This is a genomic window from Paenacidovorax caeni (assembly GCF_001298675.1).
GTDB lineage: Bacteria > Pseudomonadota > Gammaproteobacteria > Burkholderiales > Burkholderiaceae_C > Paenacidovorax > Paenacidovorax caeni.
Map to the genome: position 1 here is coordinate 72,755 of NZ_CYIG01000031.1, position 17,314 is coordinate 90,068.

At 66.1% G+C, this 17,314-nt stretch carries 16 protein-coding genes and 1 pseudogene; 8 read left to right on the forward strand and 9 right to left on the reverse strand.

The window, feature by feature from the left end; translation table 11 throughout:
- Positions 1–32 precede the first annotated feature (32 nt).
- On the reverse strand, positions 33–914 hold the full coding sequence (locus BN2503_RS13240) for a ChbG/HpnK family deacetylase (protein ID WP_054257132.1): 882 nt from the start codon (positions 912–914) through the stop codon (positions 33–35).
- On the opposite strand from BN2503_RS13240, the gene BN2503_RS13245 reads away from it, so the two are divergent.
- Entirely contained in the window at positions 879–1,316 is a 438-nt protein-coding gene (locus BN2503_RS13245; protein WP_054257133.1) for a GtrA family protein, read from the forward strand. The two genes, BN2503_RS13240 and BN2503_RS13245, sit on opposite strands and share 36 nt — an antisense overlap.
- On the opposite strand, the gene BN2503_RS13250 is transcribed toward BN2503_RS13245, so the two are convergent.
- The 6 genes from BN2503_RS13250 to hda all read right to left on the reverse strand — a co-directional run bounded on the left by BN2503_RS13250 (position 1,270) and on the right by hda (position 7,515).
- A complete protein-coding gene (locus BN2503_RS13250; RefSeq protein WP_054257134.1) occupies positions 1,270–2,859 on the reverse strand; it encodes an ArnT family glycosyltransferase in 1,590 nt (529 codons plus the stop codon). The two genes, BN2503_RS13245 and BN2503_RS13250, sit on opposite strands and share 47 nt — an antisense overlap.
- Positions 2,856–3,836 (reverse strand): glycosyltransferase family 2 protein, encoded by a 981-nt coding sequence (locus BN2503_RS13255; RefSeq protein ID WP_054257135.1) that lies wholly within the window; start codon positions 3,834–3,836, stop codon positions 2,856–2,858. Before BN2503_RS13255 ends, BN2503_RS13250 begins: the two co-directional genes overlap by 4 nt.
- Before the next feature lie 154 nt (positions 3,837–3,990).
- Positions 3,991–4,482 (reverse strand): 2-amino-4-hydroxy-6-hydroxymethyldihydropteridine diphosphokinase, encoded by a 492-nt coding sequence (gene folK, locus BN2503_RS13260; protein ID WP_139235393.1) that lies wholly within the window; start codon positions 4,480–4,482, stop codon positions 3,991–3,993.
- Positions 4,463–6,025 carry a polynucleotide adenylyltransferase PcnB gene (pcnB, locus tag BN2503_RS13265; protein ID WP_054257137.1) on the reverse strand — a complete coding sequence of 521 codons (1,563 nt, stop codon included), beginning with the start codon at positions 6,023–6,025 and terminating at the stop codon, positions 4,463–4,465. Before pcnB ends, folK begins: the two co-directional genes overlap by 20 nt.
- A complete protein-coding gene (locus tag BN2503_RS13270) occupies positions 6,022–6,726 on the reverse strand; it encodes a histidinol-phosphatase (RefSeq protein ID WP_054257138.1) in 705 nt (234 codons plus the stop codon). Before BN2503_RS13270 ends, pcnB begins: the two co-directional genes overlap by 4 nt.
- Positions 6,727–6,816: 90 nt before the next feature.
- Entirely contained in the window at positions 6,817–7,515 is a 699-nt protein-coding gene (hda, locus tag BN2503_RS13275; protein ID WP_054257154.1) for a DnaA regulatory inactivator Hda, read from the reverse strand.
- A gap of 338 nt (positions 7,516–7,853) precedes the next feature.
- Here hda and ggt point away from each other — a divergent pair, with 338 nt between their 5' ends.
- The 4 genes from ggt (at position 7,854) to BN2503_RS13295 (ending at position 12,624) form a co-directional block, all read left to right on the forward strand.
- Positions 7,854–9,806 (forward strand): gamma-glutamyltransferase, encoded by a 1,953-nt coding sequence (gene ggt, locus BN2503_RS13280; protein WP_054257139.1) that lies wholly within the window; start codon positions 7,854–7,856, stop codon positions 9,804–9,806.
- Positions 9,807–9,955: 149 nt separating this feature from the next.
- Entirely contained in the window at positions 9,956–10,996 is a 1,041-nt protein-coding gene (gene purM / locus BN2503_RS13285; RefSeq protein ID WP_054257140.1) for a phosphoribosylformylglycinamidine cyclo-ligase, read from the forward strand.
- Positions 10,997–11,005: 9 nt separating this feature from the next.
- Positions 11,006–12,043 carry an AI-2E family transporter gene (locus tag BN2503_RS13290; protein ID WP_054257141.1) on the forward strand — a complete coding sequence of 346 codons (1,038 nt, stop codon included), beginning with the start codon at positions 11,006–11,008 and terminating at the stop codon, positions 12,041–12,043.
- A 191-nt stretch (positions 12,044–12,234) separates the two neighbouring features.
- Positions 12,235–12,624, forward strand: a complete 390-nt coding sequence (locus tag BN2503_RS13295; RefSeq protein WP_054257142.1) for a universal stress protein — start codon at positions 12,235–12,237, stop codon at positions 12,622–12,624.
- A gap of 3 nt (positions 12,625–12,627) precedes the next feature.
- On the opposite strand, the gene BN2503_RS13300 is transcribed toward BN2503_RS13295, so the two are convergent.
- Together BN2503_RS13300 and murJ are read right to left on the reverse strand one after the other, a co-directional pair.
- Entirely contained in the window at positions 12,628–13,476 is an 849-nt protein-coding gene (locus BN2503_RS13300; RefSeq protein ID WP_054257143.1) for a SirB1 family protein, read from the reverse strand.
- A 54-nt stretch (positions 13,477–13,530) separates the two neighbouring features.
- On the reverse strand, positions 13,531–15,096 hold the full coding sequence (gene murJ, locus BN2503_RS13305) for a murein biosynthesis integral membrane protein MurJ (RefSeq protein WP_054257144.1): 1,566 nt from the start codon (positions 15,094–15,096) through the stop codon (positions 13,531–13,533).
- A 103-nt stretch (positions 15,097–15,199) separates the two neighbouring features.
- Here murJ and rpsT point away from each other — a divergent pair, with 103 nt between their 5' ends.
- The 3 genes and pseudogenes from rpsT to BN2503_RS20970 all read left to right on the forward strand — a co-directional run.
- The gene (rpsT, locus tag BN2503_RS13310; protein ID WP_054257145.1) at positions 15,200–15,499 is read left to right on the forward strand and encodes a 30S ribosomal protein S20; all 300 of its coding nucleotides are present in this window, start codon (positions 15,200–15,202) and stop codon (positions 15,497–15,499) included.
- 441 nt (positions 15,500–15,940) lie between these two features.
- Positions 15,941–16,429 (forward strand): hypothetical protein, encoded by a 489-nt coding sequence (locus BN2503_RS19445; protein WP_074930202.1) that lies wholly within the window; start codon positions 15,941–15,943, stop codon positions 16,427–16,429.
- Positions 16,430–16,765: 336 nt separating this feature from the next.
- Positions 16,766–17,314: pseudogene (locus BN2503_RS20970) on the forward strand (transposase); the annotation flags it as partial.

Genomic DNA, 17,314 nt, shown 5'->3' on the forward strand with positions numbered 1-17,314 from the left:
TCTAGCGCTTACCAGGCAAGCGCCGGCAGCTATCAAACCAGGAGCCTCCCCATGGGCTGCAGGCGCACCTTGGCCTGTTCCAGCAGCGCACCGAACTCTGGCCCGCCGATGACGGCAAATTCATCCTGGCGCGCGCCGGCCAGCACATCGCGCAGCGTGGTGGGCAGGCCTACATGGCACATCAGCAGGTCGCCCTGGCGCGCCGCATGCAGCCAGCGCGCCAGGCGTGCGCGGTAGCCATCTGCCCCGCCTGTGAAGTCGTACACCCCGAGCAGGCAGGCGTTTTGCCGCAGGCCCTGGCGCCGCGCCAGCGTGGCCAGCGCACGGCTGCCCAGGGTGGCAATGACCTGGCTCTTGAAGGCCGTGCGCGCATCGGCGTGGGCGGCGCGCGGCGCACTGCGCGTGGCGCGCAGCCACAGCCCCCCCTGGGGATAGCGGCGCGCCAGTTCGGCCAGCAGCAGCGTACGCACCACCGGCAGCTGGTGCACATGCTGGTGGCCATCCACATAGGCCGGCGCCCGGCCCATGGCGTGTTCGAAGGCGTCAAGCTGCGCAGCGATTTCGCGCTGCAGGGCGTTGCGGTCGAGTTGCCCCAGGTAAGCCCGCGCGATCAGCCGCGACAACGGAAAGCGCAGCGCCGGGTCGAGCGCACACTCGGTCAGATCCAGATGCAGCCCGACTTCCACCGCCGCACCGTCCAGGGCACGCAGTGCGGGTGCCCCCTGGCGCCAGGCCGGCCCCCCCACCATGGCCGAAACCGCCTGCACTCGCCCCAACTGCGCCAGCGCCAGCACGGCCTGGTTCACGCCGTCGTTCAGACCATAGTCGTCCACGCACAGTGCGATGGCACGCCAGCTGCTGCTATGCTGCGGCGCCTCATGCACCGTATCGACCGCCGTCACCGTTTTACTCATTCCTCATTCCTGTTCAAGCGCCAGCGCGGGCGCGTGGCCTGGTTCATCGTCGTGGGCTGCGCCGCTGCCGCCGTGCACTGGAGCGTAGCCACCGCCTGCGTAGCGCTGGGCGGGCTGGCACCGCTGCAGGCCAACGTGGCAGGCTGGTTGGTGGCATTCGCCGTCTCGTTCAGCGGCCACCACTTCCTGAGCTTTCGCGGCCATGGCAGCGGTATGGGCCGGGCCGCGCTGCGCTTCTTTGCCATCTCGGCCGGGGGCTTCGCCATCAACGAGGCCGCCTACGCGCTGCTGCTGCACTGGACCCGCGCGCGCTACGACATTTTGCTGGCGATCGTGCTCGTCGGTGTGGCCGGGCTCACTTACCTGCTGAGCCGCCATTGGGCGTTTCTGCGCACGCAGTGAGCTGCGCGGCGCGCACGCGCCACAGCGTGACCTCGTGCACCGTGCGCACCGCCTCGGCCTGCGCCAGGAAGGGGTAGCGCGGTGCCAGGTACTGCTCGGCCATCACCCAGCTCACGGGCGCTGCGCACAGCGCGGGCAGCAGTGCCTCGGGCCGCAGCAGCAGGCGCTGCGCGGCGGCGGTGTCGAACTCGCCTGCATCGGCAATTTCCTTGCGCCAGTTGTCGCGCTGCTTCACGGCGGGCGTTCCCCAGTCGTCCACCACACGCACCGGCGCGCGCAGGTGGGCGTAAAACGGCACGTCGTAAAAGTATTCCTCCAGCATGTAGACCGGCTCATCCGCCTGGTGCTGGGCGCGCAATGTCTGGCCCAGGCCACGCAGCGAATAGTCCTGGTGCAGGGTCAGCCACCCCACCACGGCCAGCGCCAGAAGCCCGCCGCTGGCAACGCTGCCAGCCCAGGCGCGGCGACGGCCCGGGGTGGTTGCCAGGCGCTGGCTGGCATCCGCCAGCAACCAGGCCAGCGGTGCCACCGCGGGCAGCACGTAGCCCACCAGCTTGGACTTGGGGATGGAGAAGAACAACAGCACGCTGCCCACGGCCACCAGCATCAGCAGGCGCACGGCCCCCTGCTGCGTGGCACGTGGCCCGAAAGCACCGGCCCAGTAGCCGCGGTCAAGCAGGTGCGGGCACCAGACGAGACTCGGCAAGCTCAGCAGCGCCAGCACGGCAGGGTAGAACCACACCGGCATGACGTTGTTGAAGCCACCGACAGAGAAACGCTGGAAATGCTGCACCACGAAGAAGTAGTGCAGAAAATCATCAAAGCGCATCTGCATGGCCACATACCAAGGTGCCGCCACCAGCAGAAAGATGGCCACGCCAGGCAGCGACAGCAGCGCCCACAGCGTGCGCCAGCGCCAGCGCAGCAGCAGCCACAGGCCGAGCGTGAGCGCCGGGATGACGAAGCCGATCAAGCCCTTGGCCAGCACGCCCAGCCCCGCCAGCGCATAGCCCAGCCAGAGTGCACGGCGGTGCGGCTGGCCCTGCTCAAAGCGCAGCGCCGCGTGTGCCAGCGCCAGCACCGTGGCGGTGATGCAGCCGGCCACCAGCATGTCCAGGTTGGCGAACTGGCCACCGATGAACAGCAGCGGCTGCAACAGCAGCACCCACAGCGTGCGCCGCGCCGCCGCCTGCCCGCACCAGTGGCGGGTGAACAGATACAGCGCCATGCTGCCCAGCGTGGCGCCACACAGCGAAGCCGCGCGCCCAGCGATCTCCACCAGCCCGAAGAGCGACAAAGCAGCCCCTGAGAGCCAGTAGAACAGCGGCGGCTTGTGGAAGAACGGCAGACCGTTGAGCGTGGGGGTGAGCCAGTCGCCCGAGCGCACCATCTCCCAGGCAACGCCAGCGTAGCGCCCTTCGTCAGGCACCATGAGGGGGCGCAGCCACGCCGTGGCCGCCAGCCAGGCCGCTACCAGTGCCAGGGTGGCGAGGACGTCGCGCCAGGCACCACTGGGGCCGGCGCCATGTTCGGGGCGGCTCATGCCTCGTCCCGCAGGCCCCGGCCCAGCTCGCGCTTGACCAGGTACAACGGCCGGCACTTGACCTCTTCGTAGATGCGCCCCACGTACTCGGCCACCACGCCGAGCGACACGAGCTGGATGCCGACAAACAGCATCAGGCTGACGACGATGGTGGTCCAGCCGCTGACGTTGTGGCCGTGCAAGAAGTATTCGAGCGTCAGGTACGCGCCGTAGCCAAACGCAGCCAGCGCCAGCACAAAGCCCAGCCCGATCACGGCGCGCAGCGGCCAGACCGAGAAAGCGGTCAGCCCGTCGATGCCGAAGCGGATCAGGCGCCGCTTGCTGAAATGGCTGGTGCCATGGGCGCGCTCGTCGGGCAGGTAGGGCACGGCCACCGCATCGAAGCCGACCCAGGCGTACAGCCCCTTCATGAAGCGGTTGCGCTCGGGCAACGCCAGCAGCGCCTGCACCACCTTGCGGTCCATGAGGCGGAAGTCGCCCGCGCCCGGCGGCAGGCGAAAGCGCTCGCCGCCGTTGATGAGGCCGTAAAACCAGTCGGTGCCCACGCGCTTGAAGGCCGACTCGGCCTCGCGGTGCTCACGCACGGCGTACACCACGTCGGCCCCGGCGCGCCAATGGCGCACAAAGGTATCGAGCAGCGCTGGCGGGTGCTGCATGTCGGAGTCCATCATCACCACCGCGTCGCCCGCGGCGGCTTCGAGGCCGGCGCTCAGCGCCGCTTCCTTGCCGAAATTGCGCGACAGGATCACGGCACGCACGCCGGGCTCGCGCGTCCACTCGCGCATGCGCTCGGCCGTTGCGTCGGTGCTGCCGTCGTCCACCAGCACGATCTCCCAGCGCGGTGCCAGGCTGGCCAGTTTGGCGCGCAGCAGCGGCAGCAGCTGCTCCAGGTTGCGCGCCTCGTTGTAGCAGGGCACCACGCAGGACAGGGACGCCAGTTCGCGCGGCGGCTGCATGGCGGTAATCGGATGGTTCATGGCGCACTCCCGCGCAGCCGGGCGGCTGCGCCTGGATAAGCATCAAATTGCCCTCTAGCCCTTTGTGGACAAGCGGTAGCCGCTATCAAAATTGAGAACATAAAACGCAGGGCGCAGACGGATGGAAAAAACGGGTAAGCATCGTAAGCCACAGTCACCATGCCCCCAAACACTCGATGCGCTGCCCGGCCACGGCCCGCAACTGCGCGGGAGTCGCCCATCCCGGGCGCAGCTCGGCCAGCGGCAGCAGCACAAAGGCGCGCTCCCACAGGCGCGGGTGCGGCACGGTGAGGGTGGGGGTGGCAATGGATTGGCTGCCATAGAGCAGCACGTCGAGGTCCAGCGTACGCGGTGCGTTGCGGTAAGGGCGCTCGCGGCCGGCCGCCAGCTCCAGCGCCTGCAAGGCCTGCAACAGGGCCTGCGGCGCCAGCGTGGTGCGCAGCTCGGCCACGGCGTTGAGATAGTCGGGGCCGGTGGCATCCACAGGCGCGCTGCGGTACAGCGAGGACACGCGCACCACCTGGGTGCCAGCCAGCCGCCCCATGGCCTGCACTGCGCCCGCCAGCGCGGCGCGCGCATCGCCCAGGTTGGCGCCCAGGCCGATCCAGGCCGGGACCGCGGCAGGGTCAGTCACCCTGCCCCGCATCGCTGGCGCCACCCTGCCCGCCACCGGGCTTGCGGCGACGGCGGCGGCGCTTTTTCGGCGCATCGGCAGCGGGCACGGCGTCGTCAGCCGGGGGGGGCGACTCGGCGCCATCGGCCCTGGGCAAGCGGTGCACCACGGGCTGGGCCTTGCGCTGCTGGGCACGCTGGGCCTGGCGCTGCTCCTCGCGCACCTGGGCCATCATGTCTTCGCGGCGCGCGTCGTCGGTGAGAGAGAACTCCTGCCACCACTCCACCAGCTCCTCGCTGGCCTCGCCCACGTCGGCGCGCAAGCGGAAGAAGTCGAACCCGGCACGGAAACGGATGTGCGCCACCATGCTGAAGGGCTGGTTGCCCGAGCGCTTGTCAAAGCGCGGCTGCATGACCCAGATCTCGCGCATGTCGGCGGCCAGCTTGCCACGGCCCGAGACATCGCCAATGCGCTGCTCGAACGCCTCGTCAATAGCATCCTGCAGCGCCGGGAAGGCGTGTTCGCCGCGCGCCAGGCGCTGCTCCCAGCCGGCCTTGACGTCCTGCCAGAGCACACAGGCCAGCAAAAAGCTCGGCGCCACGGCCTTGCCCTCAGCGACGCGGCGGTCGGTGTCTTGCAGCACGGCGCGCACCAGCGGATTGCTGGCACGCTGCACCACCACGTCCAGCAGCGGGTAAATGCCTTTTGCCAGCCCCAGCTTTTGCAGCTGCTCGACCGACGCCAGGGCGTGGCCGGTTTGCAGCAGCTTGAGCATCTCGTCAAACAGGCGGCTTTGCGGCACCTCCTGCAGCAGGTGCTGGCTGGCTACCAAAGGCTTGCCGGTCTTGGGCTCGAGCGCAAAGCCCAGGCTGGAGAGCTTGGCGGCGAAGCGCACGGCACGGATGATGCGCACCGGGTCTTCGCGGTAGCGCGTGGCCGGGTCGCCAATCATGCGCAGCACGCGCTTTTGCGCGTCCTCGATGCCCTTGTGGTAGTCCACCACGACCTGGGTTTCGGGGTCGTAGTACATGGCGTTGACGGTGAAGTCGCGCCGCGCCGCGTCCTGGTCCTGCGGGCCCCAGACGTTGTCACGCAGCACGCGGCCCGAAGCGTCCACCGCATGCTGCATGCCCGAAAGCTGGGCCTTGCTGGTGCGCTCGTTGCCACTGACCTGCTCGGCCGCGCTGTTGTCCAGGTAGGCACGGAAGGTGGAGACCTCGATCACCTCGTGCTCGCGCCCGCGCCCATGCACCACGTGCACGATGCGAAAGCGCTTGCCGATGATGAAGGCGCGCCGGAACAGCCCCTTGACCTGCTCGGGCGTGGCGTTGGTGGCCACGTCGAAGTCCTTGGGGCGCAGGCCCAGCAGCAGGTCACGCACGGCGCCGCCAACGATGTAGGCTTCAAAACCGGCGTCCTGCAGCGTGCGCACCACGTCCACGGCACGCCGGTCCACCAGCTCGGGGTTGATGCCGTGCACGCTGGCGGGGACTTCCACACGCTTGCCAAAGCGGGGCTTGCGAGACTTCGCGCCATCTGCCTTGCCCAGCAGCTTGTCGATGAAAGTTTTGATCATGGTTGCGCAGAAAACAGGTCAAGAATGGGCCAGCCGCGCTCTTGCGCGATGGCACGCAGGCGCGCATCGGGGTTCGTGGCCACGGGGTGGTTCACGGTCTCCAGCAAAGGCAGGTCGTTGGTGGAGTCGCTGTAAAAGGTGCTCTCCACGGCGTCCCAGGCCAGGCCGCGCTCGGCCAGCCAGCGCGCCATGCGGCGCACCTTGCCCTCGCGCATGGTGGCTTCGCCAGCGATCTCGCCGGTGTACCAGCCATCGGGGCCGCGCTCCAGCTCCAGTGCCAGCAATTCGGGCACGCCCAGGGCCTGGGCAATGGGGCGCGTCACAAATTCGTTGGTGGCGGTAATGATGAGCACCTGGTCGCCCGCCTCCTGGTGGCGGCGCAGCAGCGCCAGGGCCTGGGGGCGGATGGCCGGGACGATGACCTCTTGCATAAAGCGCGCGTGCGCCTGAGCCGCCTCCTGCGGGCCGCGCTCGCGCACGGCCTCCGTGGCAAAGCGCACGTAGTCGGGCACGTTCAGCCGGCCCGCCTGGTAATCGGCGTAAAACGCGGCATTGCGCCGGCCAAACTCGGCCGCGTCGCGCCAGCCAATGCGGATGGTGAACTCGCCCCACTCGTAGTCAGAATCGAGGGGCAGCAAAGTATGGTCAAGATCGAACAGGGCCAGCCGAGGGCGGCCAGCCTGCGTGTCAGTGTGTACCAAGGTGTTGGCGCCGCGTACAGCGCTCCTCCTGTTTTGATAGCTTCCAGCGCTTGCCTGGCAATGGCTGGAGGCCTATTTGATGCATAAAACTCACTCCGTCTCCAGCATGGTCTTGAGTAGCGGAATGGTGATGGCGCGCTGGGTGCGCAAGGCAAAGCCGTCGAGCTGCTCGAGCAGTTGCATCAGGCTGCCCAGATCGCGCGAAAAGCGGCGCAACATGTAGTCCATCACGTCGTCGCCCAGGAAAATGCCGCGCGCGTCGGCCTCCTGGCGCAGCACGGCGCGGCGCGCCGTTTCGTCGGGCAGGTGCAACTGGAACACATGGCCCCAGCCCAGGCGCGAGCGCAGGTCGTCGCGCAGCGGCAGATCGGCAGGCGGCAAGCTGCCCGCTGCCAGCACCCAGCGCGGGGTGCCGGTGGCGGGGCTGGTGGCGTTGACGAACCAGTTGAACGCCATGGCCTGCTGCGCGCAGGTGTACAGGTGCACGTCGTCAAGCAACACCGCCGCCCAGGACTCTTCGAACGCAGGCGGCTGCGCGCTGCTTGCGTCGAGCCAGCCCACAGCCAGGCCGCGCTCGCGCAGCGCCTCGCGCACGGCCTTGAGCAAATGCGTCTTGCCACAGCCGGACTCGCCCCACAGGTACATAGGCACAGCAGCGCGCAACGCGCCGCCGTTGTCGCTCTCCACCGCCAAGCGCAGGTGCTGCAGCACCGCCTCGTTGGGACCGGGAAAGAAGCGCGCCAGCGTGGGCACGGGGGCCAGGCCGATGTCCAGCGCCAATTGCTTCATGTGGCTCATACCCCCGCCCCTTCAGAGCGAAGTGCGGCAAAGACTGGCATGAGGGAGGGTTGCGGCATCACAGGGGGTCGGTAAGAGCAGTCCCGGCCGTAGGCGGCTGCGGCGGGTGCAAAACGGGGCATAAGATGTTGATTTTAGTCTGGCCTGGACTCTCGCCGACGCCAACCCTTCCACCCCGACATCGCAAGAGGCCGCAAGGGTATCCATCTACCGCCCGCGGCCCCGCGCTTTGCTAATCTCGTCCAGCCCGTAGGGTTCCCGCCAGAAATGCTGTCCAGCCCACGAGACCTGCGCGCCTGGATGGACCTAACACACCGATGGAGCGGAATATGCGCAAGAATGTTTTGTGGGTCATGGCGCCGCTGGCAGCGTCGCTTCTCCTGGCCAGCTGTGGCAGCAGCCACAGCCCTGACCTGATCGTAGATGACGACCCCAACAGCTGCTCAGTACTCAGCAGCAACGGCGCTCCCGTGGTCGTTGGCTCCGGCGTCAGCGGCGACCCCGCGGCCCCCGAAAAGGCATCGGGCTACAGGCTAGGCCTGACGGCCAAATATTCCAGCAAATACATGGTCGTTGCCAATACGCCGTTGGCCACCAAGGCGGGGTGCGACGTCCTCAAGGCCGGTGGATCGGCAGTGGATGCAGCCGTGGCCATGCAGGCCGTTCTGGGCCTGGTGGAGCCACAGTCCAGCACCATCGCAGGCAGCGCGTTCATGCTGTACTACGACGCCAAGAGCAAGAAGGTGGTCGCCTATGACGGGCGCGAGACCGCTCCAGCCGCCGCCACCGGCTACTACCTGGCGCGCCAGGACCAAGCCAACCCTGATTCGCCCCCACCCGTGCCGTCGGCGCGGCGCAGTGGCCGCTCCATTGGCGTGCCTGGCGTGATGCGCATGCTCGACATGGCGCACAAGGAACATGGCGTACTCGCCTGGAGCGGCCTGTTCGACTACGGCATCAAGCTCTCGACCAACGGCTTCCAGATCCCCGGCCGCCTGGGCGATGCCATCGCCAGCAACGCCAGCAATCTGGCGCTGGACGCCAACGCGATGGCGACCTATTTCAATGCCGATGGCTCACCCCGCAAAACGGGCGACACCATGACGAACCTGCCCTACGCGAGGACGCTGAAGGCGCTGGCCTCGCAGGGCGCAGACGCCCTCTACACGGGGGACATCGCCAAGGCCATTGTCGCCAAGGCCGCCCAATCTGTAGGGGACGACGCCGCCAAGACGCCCATCACCCCCAGCCTGATGACTTTGACCGACTTGGCCGCCTACCGGGCCAAGAAGCGCGACCCGGTTTGCACCACCTACCGCGACGCTTACCACGTATGCACCATGGCGCCCCCCTCCTCCGGCGGCATCGCGATCGCGCAGTCGCTGGGCATCCTGGGCCAATTCAACCTGGCGCCCTACGCGCCGACGAACCCCAGCAACGAAGGCGGCGTGCCCGGCGTGATGGGCGTGCATCTGGTATCCGAGGCTGAGCGCCTGGCCTATGCCGACCGCGACAAATACGTGGCCGACACCGACTTCGTGCCGCTGCCGGCCCAAGGCCTGGCTTCGCTGCTGAGCCCCGACTACCTCAAGCAGCGCGCCCGCCTGATCAATCCGGACAAGAGCATGGGTACAGCCACCGCCGGCGATTTCGGCACGGTGCCCGTGGGCGTCGACAAGACGGTGGAGCACGGAACCACCCACTTCTCCGTGGTGGACGCCTATGGCAACGTGGTGTCGATGACGACGACGGTGGAGTCGAGCATGGGCTCCTTTCACATGGTCGAAGGCTTCCTGCTGACCAACCAACTCACGGACTTCTCTGCCACGCCAGTGGATGCGGCTGGCCTGCCCGTTGCCAACCGCGTGGCCCCTGGCAAACGCCCGCGCAGCACCATGGCGCCAACGCTGGTATTCAAGGGCAGCGCGCCAGGCGACTTCCTGATGGCCACCGGCTCGCCGGGCGGCGGCGCCATCATCCAGTACGTGTTGAAAACCGTAGTAGGGGCGCTGGACTGGCGGCTGGATGCCCAACAGGCCACGTCGCTGGTCAACTTCGGTGCGTCTAACAGCGCCAACACAGGCGTAGACGGCTCCAACACCACGCTCGACGCGGCAGGGCTGGTCAACGGCCTCAAGGCCAAGGGCCACACAGTATCCACAGCCGCCCAGTCCAGCGGCGTGGCCACCATCATCCGCGTAACCAAGGACGGCAAGCCGCAACTGGAGGGCGGGGCCGACCCTCGGCGCGAAGGCATCGTGCTGGGCGACGGGGCCCTCTGAGCCCACCAGTCCCCTGCAATCAAGCCCTGCACGTGCGGCAGGGCTTTTTTCTTGCACTACCGCTGCCAACGGACATTCCAGCACCTTAGGATGCCGCCGCCCCTAAAATCGCTGGTTTGGGCCGACCCGCCAACCACGCTTTGAATTCCATGAGCTCCTCTGCCACCCCTCCCATTTCGTACAAAGACGCCGGCGTTGACATCGACGCGGGCGACGCGCTGGTCGAGCGCATCAAGCCGCTGGCCAAGAAGACCCTGCGCGAAGGCGTGATGGCCGGCATCGGCGGCTTCGGCGCGCTGTTTGAGGTGCCCAAGCGCTACCAGGAGCCGGTGCTGGTGAGCGGCACCGACGGCGTGGGCACCAAGCTCAAACTGGCCTTCGAGTGGAACATGCACGACACCGTGGGCATTGACCTCGTGGCCATGAGCGTGAACGACGTGCTGGTGCAAGGCGCCGAACCGCTGTTTTTCCTGGACTACTTTGCCTGCGGCAAGTTGGACGTGGACACCGCAGCAGCGGTGGTGGGCGGCATTGCCAAAGGCTGCGAGCTGAGCGGCTGCGCGCTGATCGGCGGCGAAACCGCTGAAATGCCCGGCATGTACCCCGCCGGCGAATACGATCTGGCTGGTTTTGCCGTTGGTGCTGTGGAAAAGTCCAAGATCCTCACTGGCGCCAATGTGCAAGCGGGCGACGTGGTGCTGGGCCTGGCCTCCAGCGGTGTGCACTCCAACGGCTTCAGCCTGGTGCGCAAGTGCATTGAACGTGCAGGTGCCGACGTGCCCGCCACCCTGGACGGCAAGCCGTTCAAGCAAGCCATCATGGAGCCCACCCGCCTGTACGTGAAGAACGTGCTGGCTGCGCTGGCCGCCCACCCCATCAAGGCACTGGCCCACATCACGGGTGGCGGCCTGCTGGAGAACATCCCACGCGTGCTGCCCGAGGGCCTGGCCGCGCACCTGCAAGCGGGCAGCTGGCCGCAGACCGAGCTGTTCGCCTGGCTGCAAAAGACGGCGGGTATCGACGACATCGAAATGAACCGCACCTTCAACAACGGCATCGGCATGGTGGTGGTGGTGTCTGCTGACGCCGCCGAGGCCACAGCCGCCACGCTGCGCGGCCTGGGCGAGAGTGTGTACACCATCGGCACCATCGCCGCACGCGGCACCGGCGCAGCCGTCACGGTGGGCTGACCCGGCGCCATGCCACCGAACACCGCGCACAACGCGCGCGGCGTGCAGATCGCCAGTTACCTGCTGATGGCCGCAGCCCTGCTGCTGGTCATGGAGCGCGGCTTGCTGCCCGGGCTGTTGTGCGCCTGCCTGGGCTTTCTGGTCACGCGCTGGCTGGCGCCGCGCCTGGCGCGGCTGCGGCGCAAGCTCCCCGGCAGCAAAGGTGCCTCTCGCGCTGGCCAAATAGCCGCCGCCACATTGGTCATCCTCGCACCACTGCTGCTGATGGCACTGGCGCTGTCGCACTCGCGCTCCTACATCGTCTCGGCGCCAGCGCAGTACCGCGAACTGCTCGACTTCATGGCACGCACCGTGCTGGAGCTGCGGCTGAAGCTGCCGCCCGACATCGCCACACAACTGCCCGAGGGCGCAGCCGACATCCAGCGCAGCATCGCCAGCTACCTGGCTGCCAAGTCCGGCGCCCTGGCCACTGCTGGCCGAGCCTGGCTGGGCGGCCTGTTGCACGCTTATGTCGGCCTGCTCATCGGAGCCCTGGCCGCCGTGCGCCAACCGGGGCTGGCGCGCAGGCCGCTGGCGCAGGCACTGTCGCAGCGCATCCGCTTGCTGGGCGAGGCCTTCCGCCAGATAGTGGCTGCGCAGTTCTGGATTGCGGCTTTCAACACCGCGCTCACCGCACTGTTCCTGCTCGTACTGCTGCCGCTGTGGAAACTGGAGCTGCCCTACACGCCGGCGCTCATCACGCTCACTTTCCTGGCCGGGCTGATCCCCATCGTGGGCAACCTGCTGTGCAACGTGGTCATCACCATCGTCGGCCTCTCGGTATCGCCCATGGCGGCGCTGGCCTGCCTGGGCTTCCTGGTGCTGATTCACAAGGCCGAGTACGTCATCAATGCCAAGGTCGTGGGACGGCGCACGCACATGGGCGTGTGGGAGTTGCTGGCGGTAATGTTCACGGCAGAGGCCGTCTTCGGCCCGGCGGGGCTGGTGGCCGCACCGCTGATGTACGCCTACCTCAAAAAAGAGCTGCAGGCGACGCATCTCGTATAGACGCCTTGCGACAGCGCCATGCCTAGCGGCAGCATGGGTGCCCAAGCACTATTTCGCTGGATGCGCTGCGCTGACCGCGACAGCCGGGTCTTCGCAAACCCCTTGGCATTGGGCTATGCTGGCTGGCGGTGCCACAGGCACTTTTGTATTTCCGTCAGACCCTTCAAGACATAAGTTAAGGAAGACAACGCATGACCATTCTCGTCGCCTATGTGGCCCGCCCGGAAGGCCAGGCCGCGCTGGACAAAGGTATCGAAATCGCCACCCGCCGCAATGAGCGGCTCCTGATCGTCAACGCCGGCCCGGGCGGCGGGCAGGACGAAGCCATCGTCAACGGCTACGAAGTCGAGCGCGTCGAAGAACGCCTGGCGAAGCTGCCCGTTCAGGCCGAGTTCAAGCAGTTCGTGCGCGGCAACAGCACTATCGACGAAATCATTGGGCTGGTGGAGTCGCAGCAGGTGTCTGTGCTCGTCATTGGCCTGCGCAAGCGCACTGCCGTAGGCAAGCTGCTGCTGGGCAGCATGGCCCAGGAAATTTTGATGACTGCACCCTGCCCGGTGCTGGCCGTCAAGGCAAGCTGAGTTTCAGCCTCCGCGCAGTGCCCCCAGGCGCTGCGCGATTTCCCCGGCCTCGGTGCCCTGCCGCACGGCATGGGCCAGGTAGGCCTCCAGGTCGGCGACAGCCTGCTGTGTATGCCCGCAGGCCGCATGCGCCAAACCGCGGTCGCGGCGCTCGTCCCACATCTCTGGCTGCAGTATGACCAGGCGGTCAAGCACCGACAGCAAGCGCGGATAGTCCTTCTGCGACTGGTGAATTTCCTTGAGGTTACGCAGCATGCGCGCCAAGATGTCACGCGGCGTCGCAGCCTGCAGGTACAAGCCTAGCGGAGGCTCCTCATCGCCCAGCACACCTTCGCGGCGCTGGTAGGGCGCAAGCCGCTCCAGCAGTTCCTCGCGTGAGAGCGACTGTCCTGTGAGCGGATCCAGCACGGCCTGCCCCAGGGGCAGCAGCGCCTTCACCATGAAATGCCCCGGGAACGCAACGCCGCGCACCTGCAACCCTAGGCCCTGGGCCAGCTCCATCCACAGTACCGCCAGCGAAACCGGTATGCCCCGGCGCGTGCGCAACACGGCGTTGAGGTAGCTGTTCTCGGGATCGTAGTAGTTGTTGACGTTGCCGCCAAAGCCCAGGTCTCCATAGAAGAACTGGTTCAGCACCTGCAGGCGCTGCAGCGACGCAGCATCCGGCGCGAGCCGTCGACGCAGACGCGCCTGCAGTTGGTCAACATCCCCCAGGAGCTGCTGCACGTCGAGTTCTGGATACTCATCATGGGCCACGCAGGCAGCGGCCTCAAGCAGCGGGAAGTGCTCGTCGCTCTGCACCAGGGTGGCGAAATATTCAAGTGCCGTGGGGGCGCTGTAGCGCAAGGTCATGGCTTGGTTGTAAGGTGGCGGCGGGGCTGCGTCAAGCCAAGCCCCCCGAAAAAATCAGCGGCGCAGCAGCTGCCGCAATTTCAGCCCAGCGGCCCACAGGGCACCAAAATACAGCAGCACGGCAGCTGCCAGCACGCCCGCGAGCAAGGCCACGCGCTGGCCGGCATGCGCGCGCAAGCCGATCCAGTCGAAGGACTGGGACGCCGCCACCAGCAGCAGCGCCATGAGCGTACTCGCCGCCACAACCTGTAGCACATAGCGCCCCCAGCCCGGCTGAGGCCGGTAGCTGCCACGCCGCAGCAGGCCGATGAGCAACCACACAGCATTCACCAGCGCCGCCAGGCCAATCGACAAGGCCAGACCGGCATGCTGCACCCAAGGCACAAGCGCCAAATTCAGCACCTGCGTGATGACAAGCACAGCCATGGCAATGCGCACCGGTGTGCGGATGTCCTGGCTCGCGTAGTAGCCCGGTGCCAGCACCTTGATCGCTACGAGCCCGAGCAGGCCCACGCCATAGCCCGCGAGAGCGCGGCCAATCTCGCCGACATCGGCATCACGCAGCGCACCGTAGTGGAACAGCGTGGCCACCAGCGGATCGGCCAGTGTCAGCAGCCCCACGGCGCAGGGCACCGCCAGCAGCACGACGATGCGCAGCCCCCAGTCCAGCATGGCCGAATAGCGCGCGGCGTCACCCGCTGCCTTGGCTGCCGCCAACTGGGGCGTAAGCACCACGCCAAGCGCCACACCCAGCAGGGCCGTCGGGAACTCCATCAGCCGGTCCGCGTAGAACAACCAGGTCACGCTGCCCGGCGCCAGGTAAGAGGCAATCTGGGTATTGATCATCAGCGAAATCTGGGCCACACCCACGCCGAGCAGCGCAGGTGCCATCAGCTTGAGGATGCGGCGCACGCCCTCATCGCCATATGCAGCACGCACTGCAGCCCACGTCACCCCGATGCGCGGCAACAGCCCCATGCGGTACAACGCAGGCAGCTGCGCTGCCAGCTGCAGCACCCCGCCCAGCACCACGCCTCCAGCCATGGCATAGATGGGCTCTATGCCACGCGCGGCGAATTGCGGCGCACCAAACCAGGCCGCCGCGATCATGCACAGGTTGAGCAGTACCGGGGTGGCCGCCGGCACAGCGAACCGCTTCCAGGTGTTCAGCACCCCGGCGGCCAACGCCACCAGCGACATGAAGCCGATGTAAGGAAACATCCAGCGCGTCATGAGTACCGCAGCCTGGTAGCTCTCGGGGTTTTGGCGCAGGCCGCTCGCCAGCAGCCACACCAGCACCGGCGCCCCCACCACGCCCAGCACACAGGTCAGCAGCAGCACCCAGGCCAATACCGTCGCCACGCTGTCAATGAGATGGCGGGTGGCCTCCTCCCCATGCTGTGCCTTGGAGGCTGCAAGTACAGGCACGAAGGCCTGGCTGAACGCACCTTCGGCAAACAGGCGTCGAAACAGGTTGGGAATGCGGAAAGCGACGTTGAACGCGTCGGTGAGCGCATTAGCGCCGAAGATCGACGCCATAAGGAGATCGCGTGCCAGGCCCGTCACCCGGGAGGCGAGGGTCAGCAGCGAAACAGTGGAGGCAGCTTTGAACAGAGACACCGGCGGGAGTGTATGCGCAGGACTGGCGCCTGCCCGCCGAACAGGCCCGGGTTATAATGCTCGGCTTTGCTGACATCATCCTCAGACACAAGGAACACATACCATGGCATCTGCTAAGCCGAAGAAAAAGAACCCCCGCCTGGCATCGGGCCGCAAGCGCGCGCGCCAAGGCGTCAAACTGAACGCAGCCAACACCTCGCTGCGCTCGAAGTACCGCACCGCCGTCAAGAACGTCGAGAAGGCCGTCCTGGCCGGCGACAAGACCAAGGCCACCGAACTGTTCGCCAAGGCCCAGTCCGTGCTCGACACCATCGCCGACAAGGGCATCTTCCACAAGAACAAGGCTGCTCGCGACAAGAGCCGTCTGTCCGCAAAGGTCAAGGCCCTGGCACTGGCCGCCTGACCCTTTCAGGCAATCGCACGGGTGGCCCCGGCCACCCGCCGTTTGTAACGGGTGCGCTGTCAGCAAAACGGAAAAACCGCCTTCGGGCGGTTTTTTTGTGGGTGTTGGGTGTTAATACGCAGATGACCAAAACCCCATAAAAACAACAACTTGCGGCGTTTTTCGTTAGGTCCGAAAGAACATTAGAGTCCAGCAAGTAGCCCCTTGGAGCAGGGTGTCTCAGTCAGGCGTAAGCAGTGCGTGGGGGCTGCAGTCGAGGAAGCCAAAGCGGCCTGGGCGACTCGGAGTAGCTACACGACACAACATCACTTCAGGTAGCCCTTCTTGAGCGTTCCCCATCGTCGATGCTTGCTAGCTGCGCTTTCCGCGAGCTTGCTCACGGCTGGCTGTGCCAGCCTTTCAGGAGACCCGTCTGCGTCTATTGGAACAGGGGCTCGTCACATGCTCACAGCCTATGCAGGCTGGGACAGCCCTGATTTCGTGTTCTTGGATTTTCGCTACTTTCTGGACGGAAAGCAGATTGCGGGAGACAACCGCAGCTTTGTTAAAAGGGTCGAAAGCCGCGGCTATTCAGGCCCAGGGGAAGAGAGCACTCGGGTAGGTGACACCGTGTACATCAAGTGGCGGCACAAGCCCACCGGCACCGTGCATGAAAACACCATTGACTTGCGAGGGCGCTTGCCTGCCCCCGTGAAAGATGGTGGTGCCCTCTATTTCGTTCTTGCGCACGAAACCGTTCACATTTATTTAGCGGGCCCCGCTCAGCACTGGGAAAACCGCAAGCCTATTTACGGCTGTAGTGCGCTGCACGCCGCTTCAAAAGCAAGTCCGTCCCCAGATAACAGTGCTCGCGCCTATTACTGCGCCCGCACGGTGTGGAAGGTATTCCCCGAACAAAAACTCATCAACGTCCCCCAGATGACACCGTGATTCAGCAAGGCTAGCGGGTTAGTGACTACTCATGGTCATCTGCTTATTAACACCCTGGGTGTTCGGCATTCATGCGCAGGTAAAAAATCCAATAGAAACATAGCCTTAGCATTTTTTAGCGCAGCTGCAAAGACGGCCTACCGTACACTGCAATGCAAGGGCACACGCTCCCCAGGGGCCTTGAGGGCGGCAAGGTAAGTCATTGAGCAGCAGCGGCATCAAAATTCTGACTTGGAACTGCAACGGCGCGCTACGCCGGAAGTGGTCGCGTAAGCTCCCCCACCAAGTAGACATCTGAAATCAGAGAATGCGGCCCAACCCGGAAGGAAGAGGCCGATGAGGAAGAGCAAGTTCACGGAGAGCCAGATCGTGGCGATCCTCAAGGAAGGTGAAGCTGGCATGCCGGTGGCCGAGGTGTGCCGCAAGCACGGCATCAGCTCGCCGACGTACTACGCTTGGAAGAGCAAGTACGCGGGGGCGACGGTGTCGGACCTGACACGCATGCGTGAGCTGGAGGTGGAGAACGCCCGGCTCAAGCGCATGTACGCCGACCTGGCGCTGGAGAATGCAGCCATCAAGGACGTGCTGACAAAAAAATTCTGACGCCGTCCGCGAAGCGGCAGGTGGTTGAGGTCATGGTGACCGAGCACCGGCTGTCGATCACGCGAGCCTGCAGGACTGCTGGCTTGTCGCGGGCGGCGTACTACAAGGCGCCGCGGTTGCCTCAGGAGAAAGATGCCGAGGTCATCGACGCGCTCAACGGCGTCGTCGAGCGCAACGCCCGTTGGGGCTTCTGGAAGTGCTTTGACCGGCTGCGTCTGGATGGTCGGCCTTGGAATCACAAACGGGTCTGGCGGGTGTACTGCGAGCTGGGGCTGAACATTC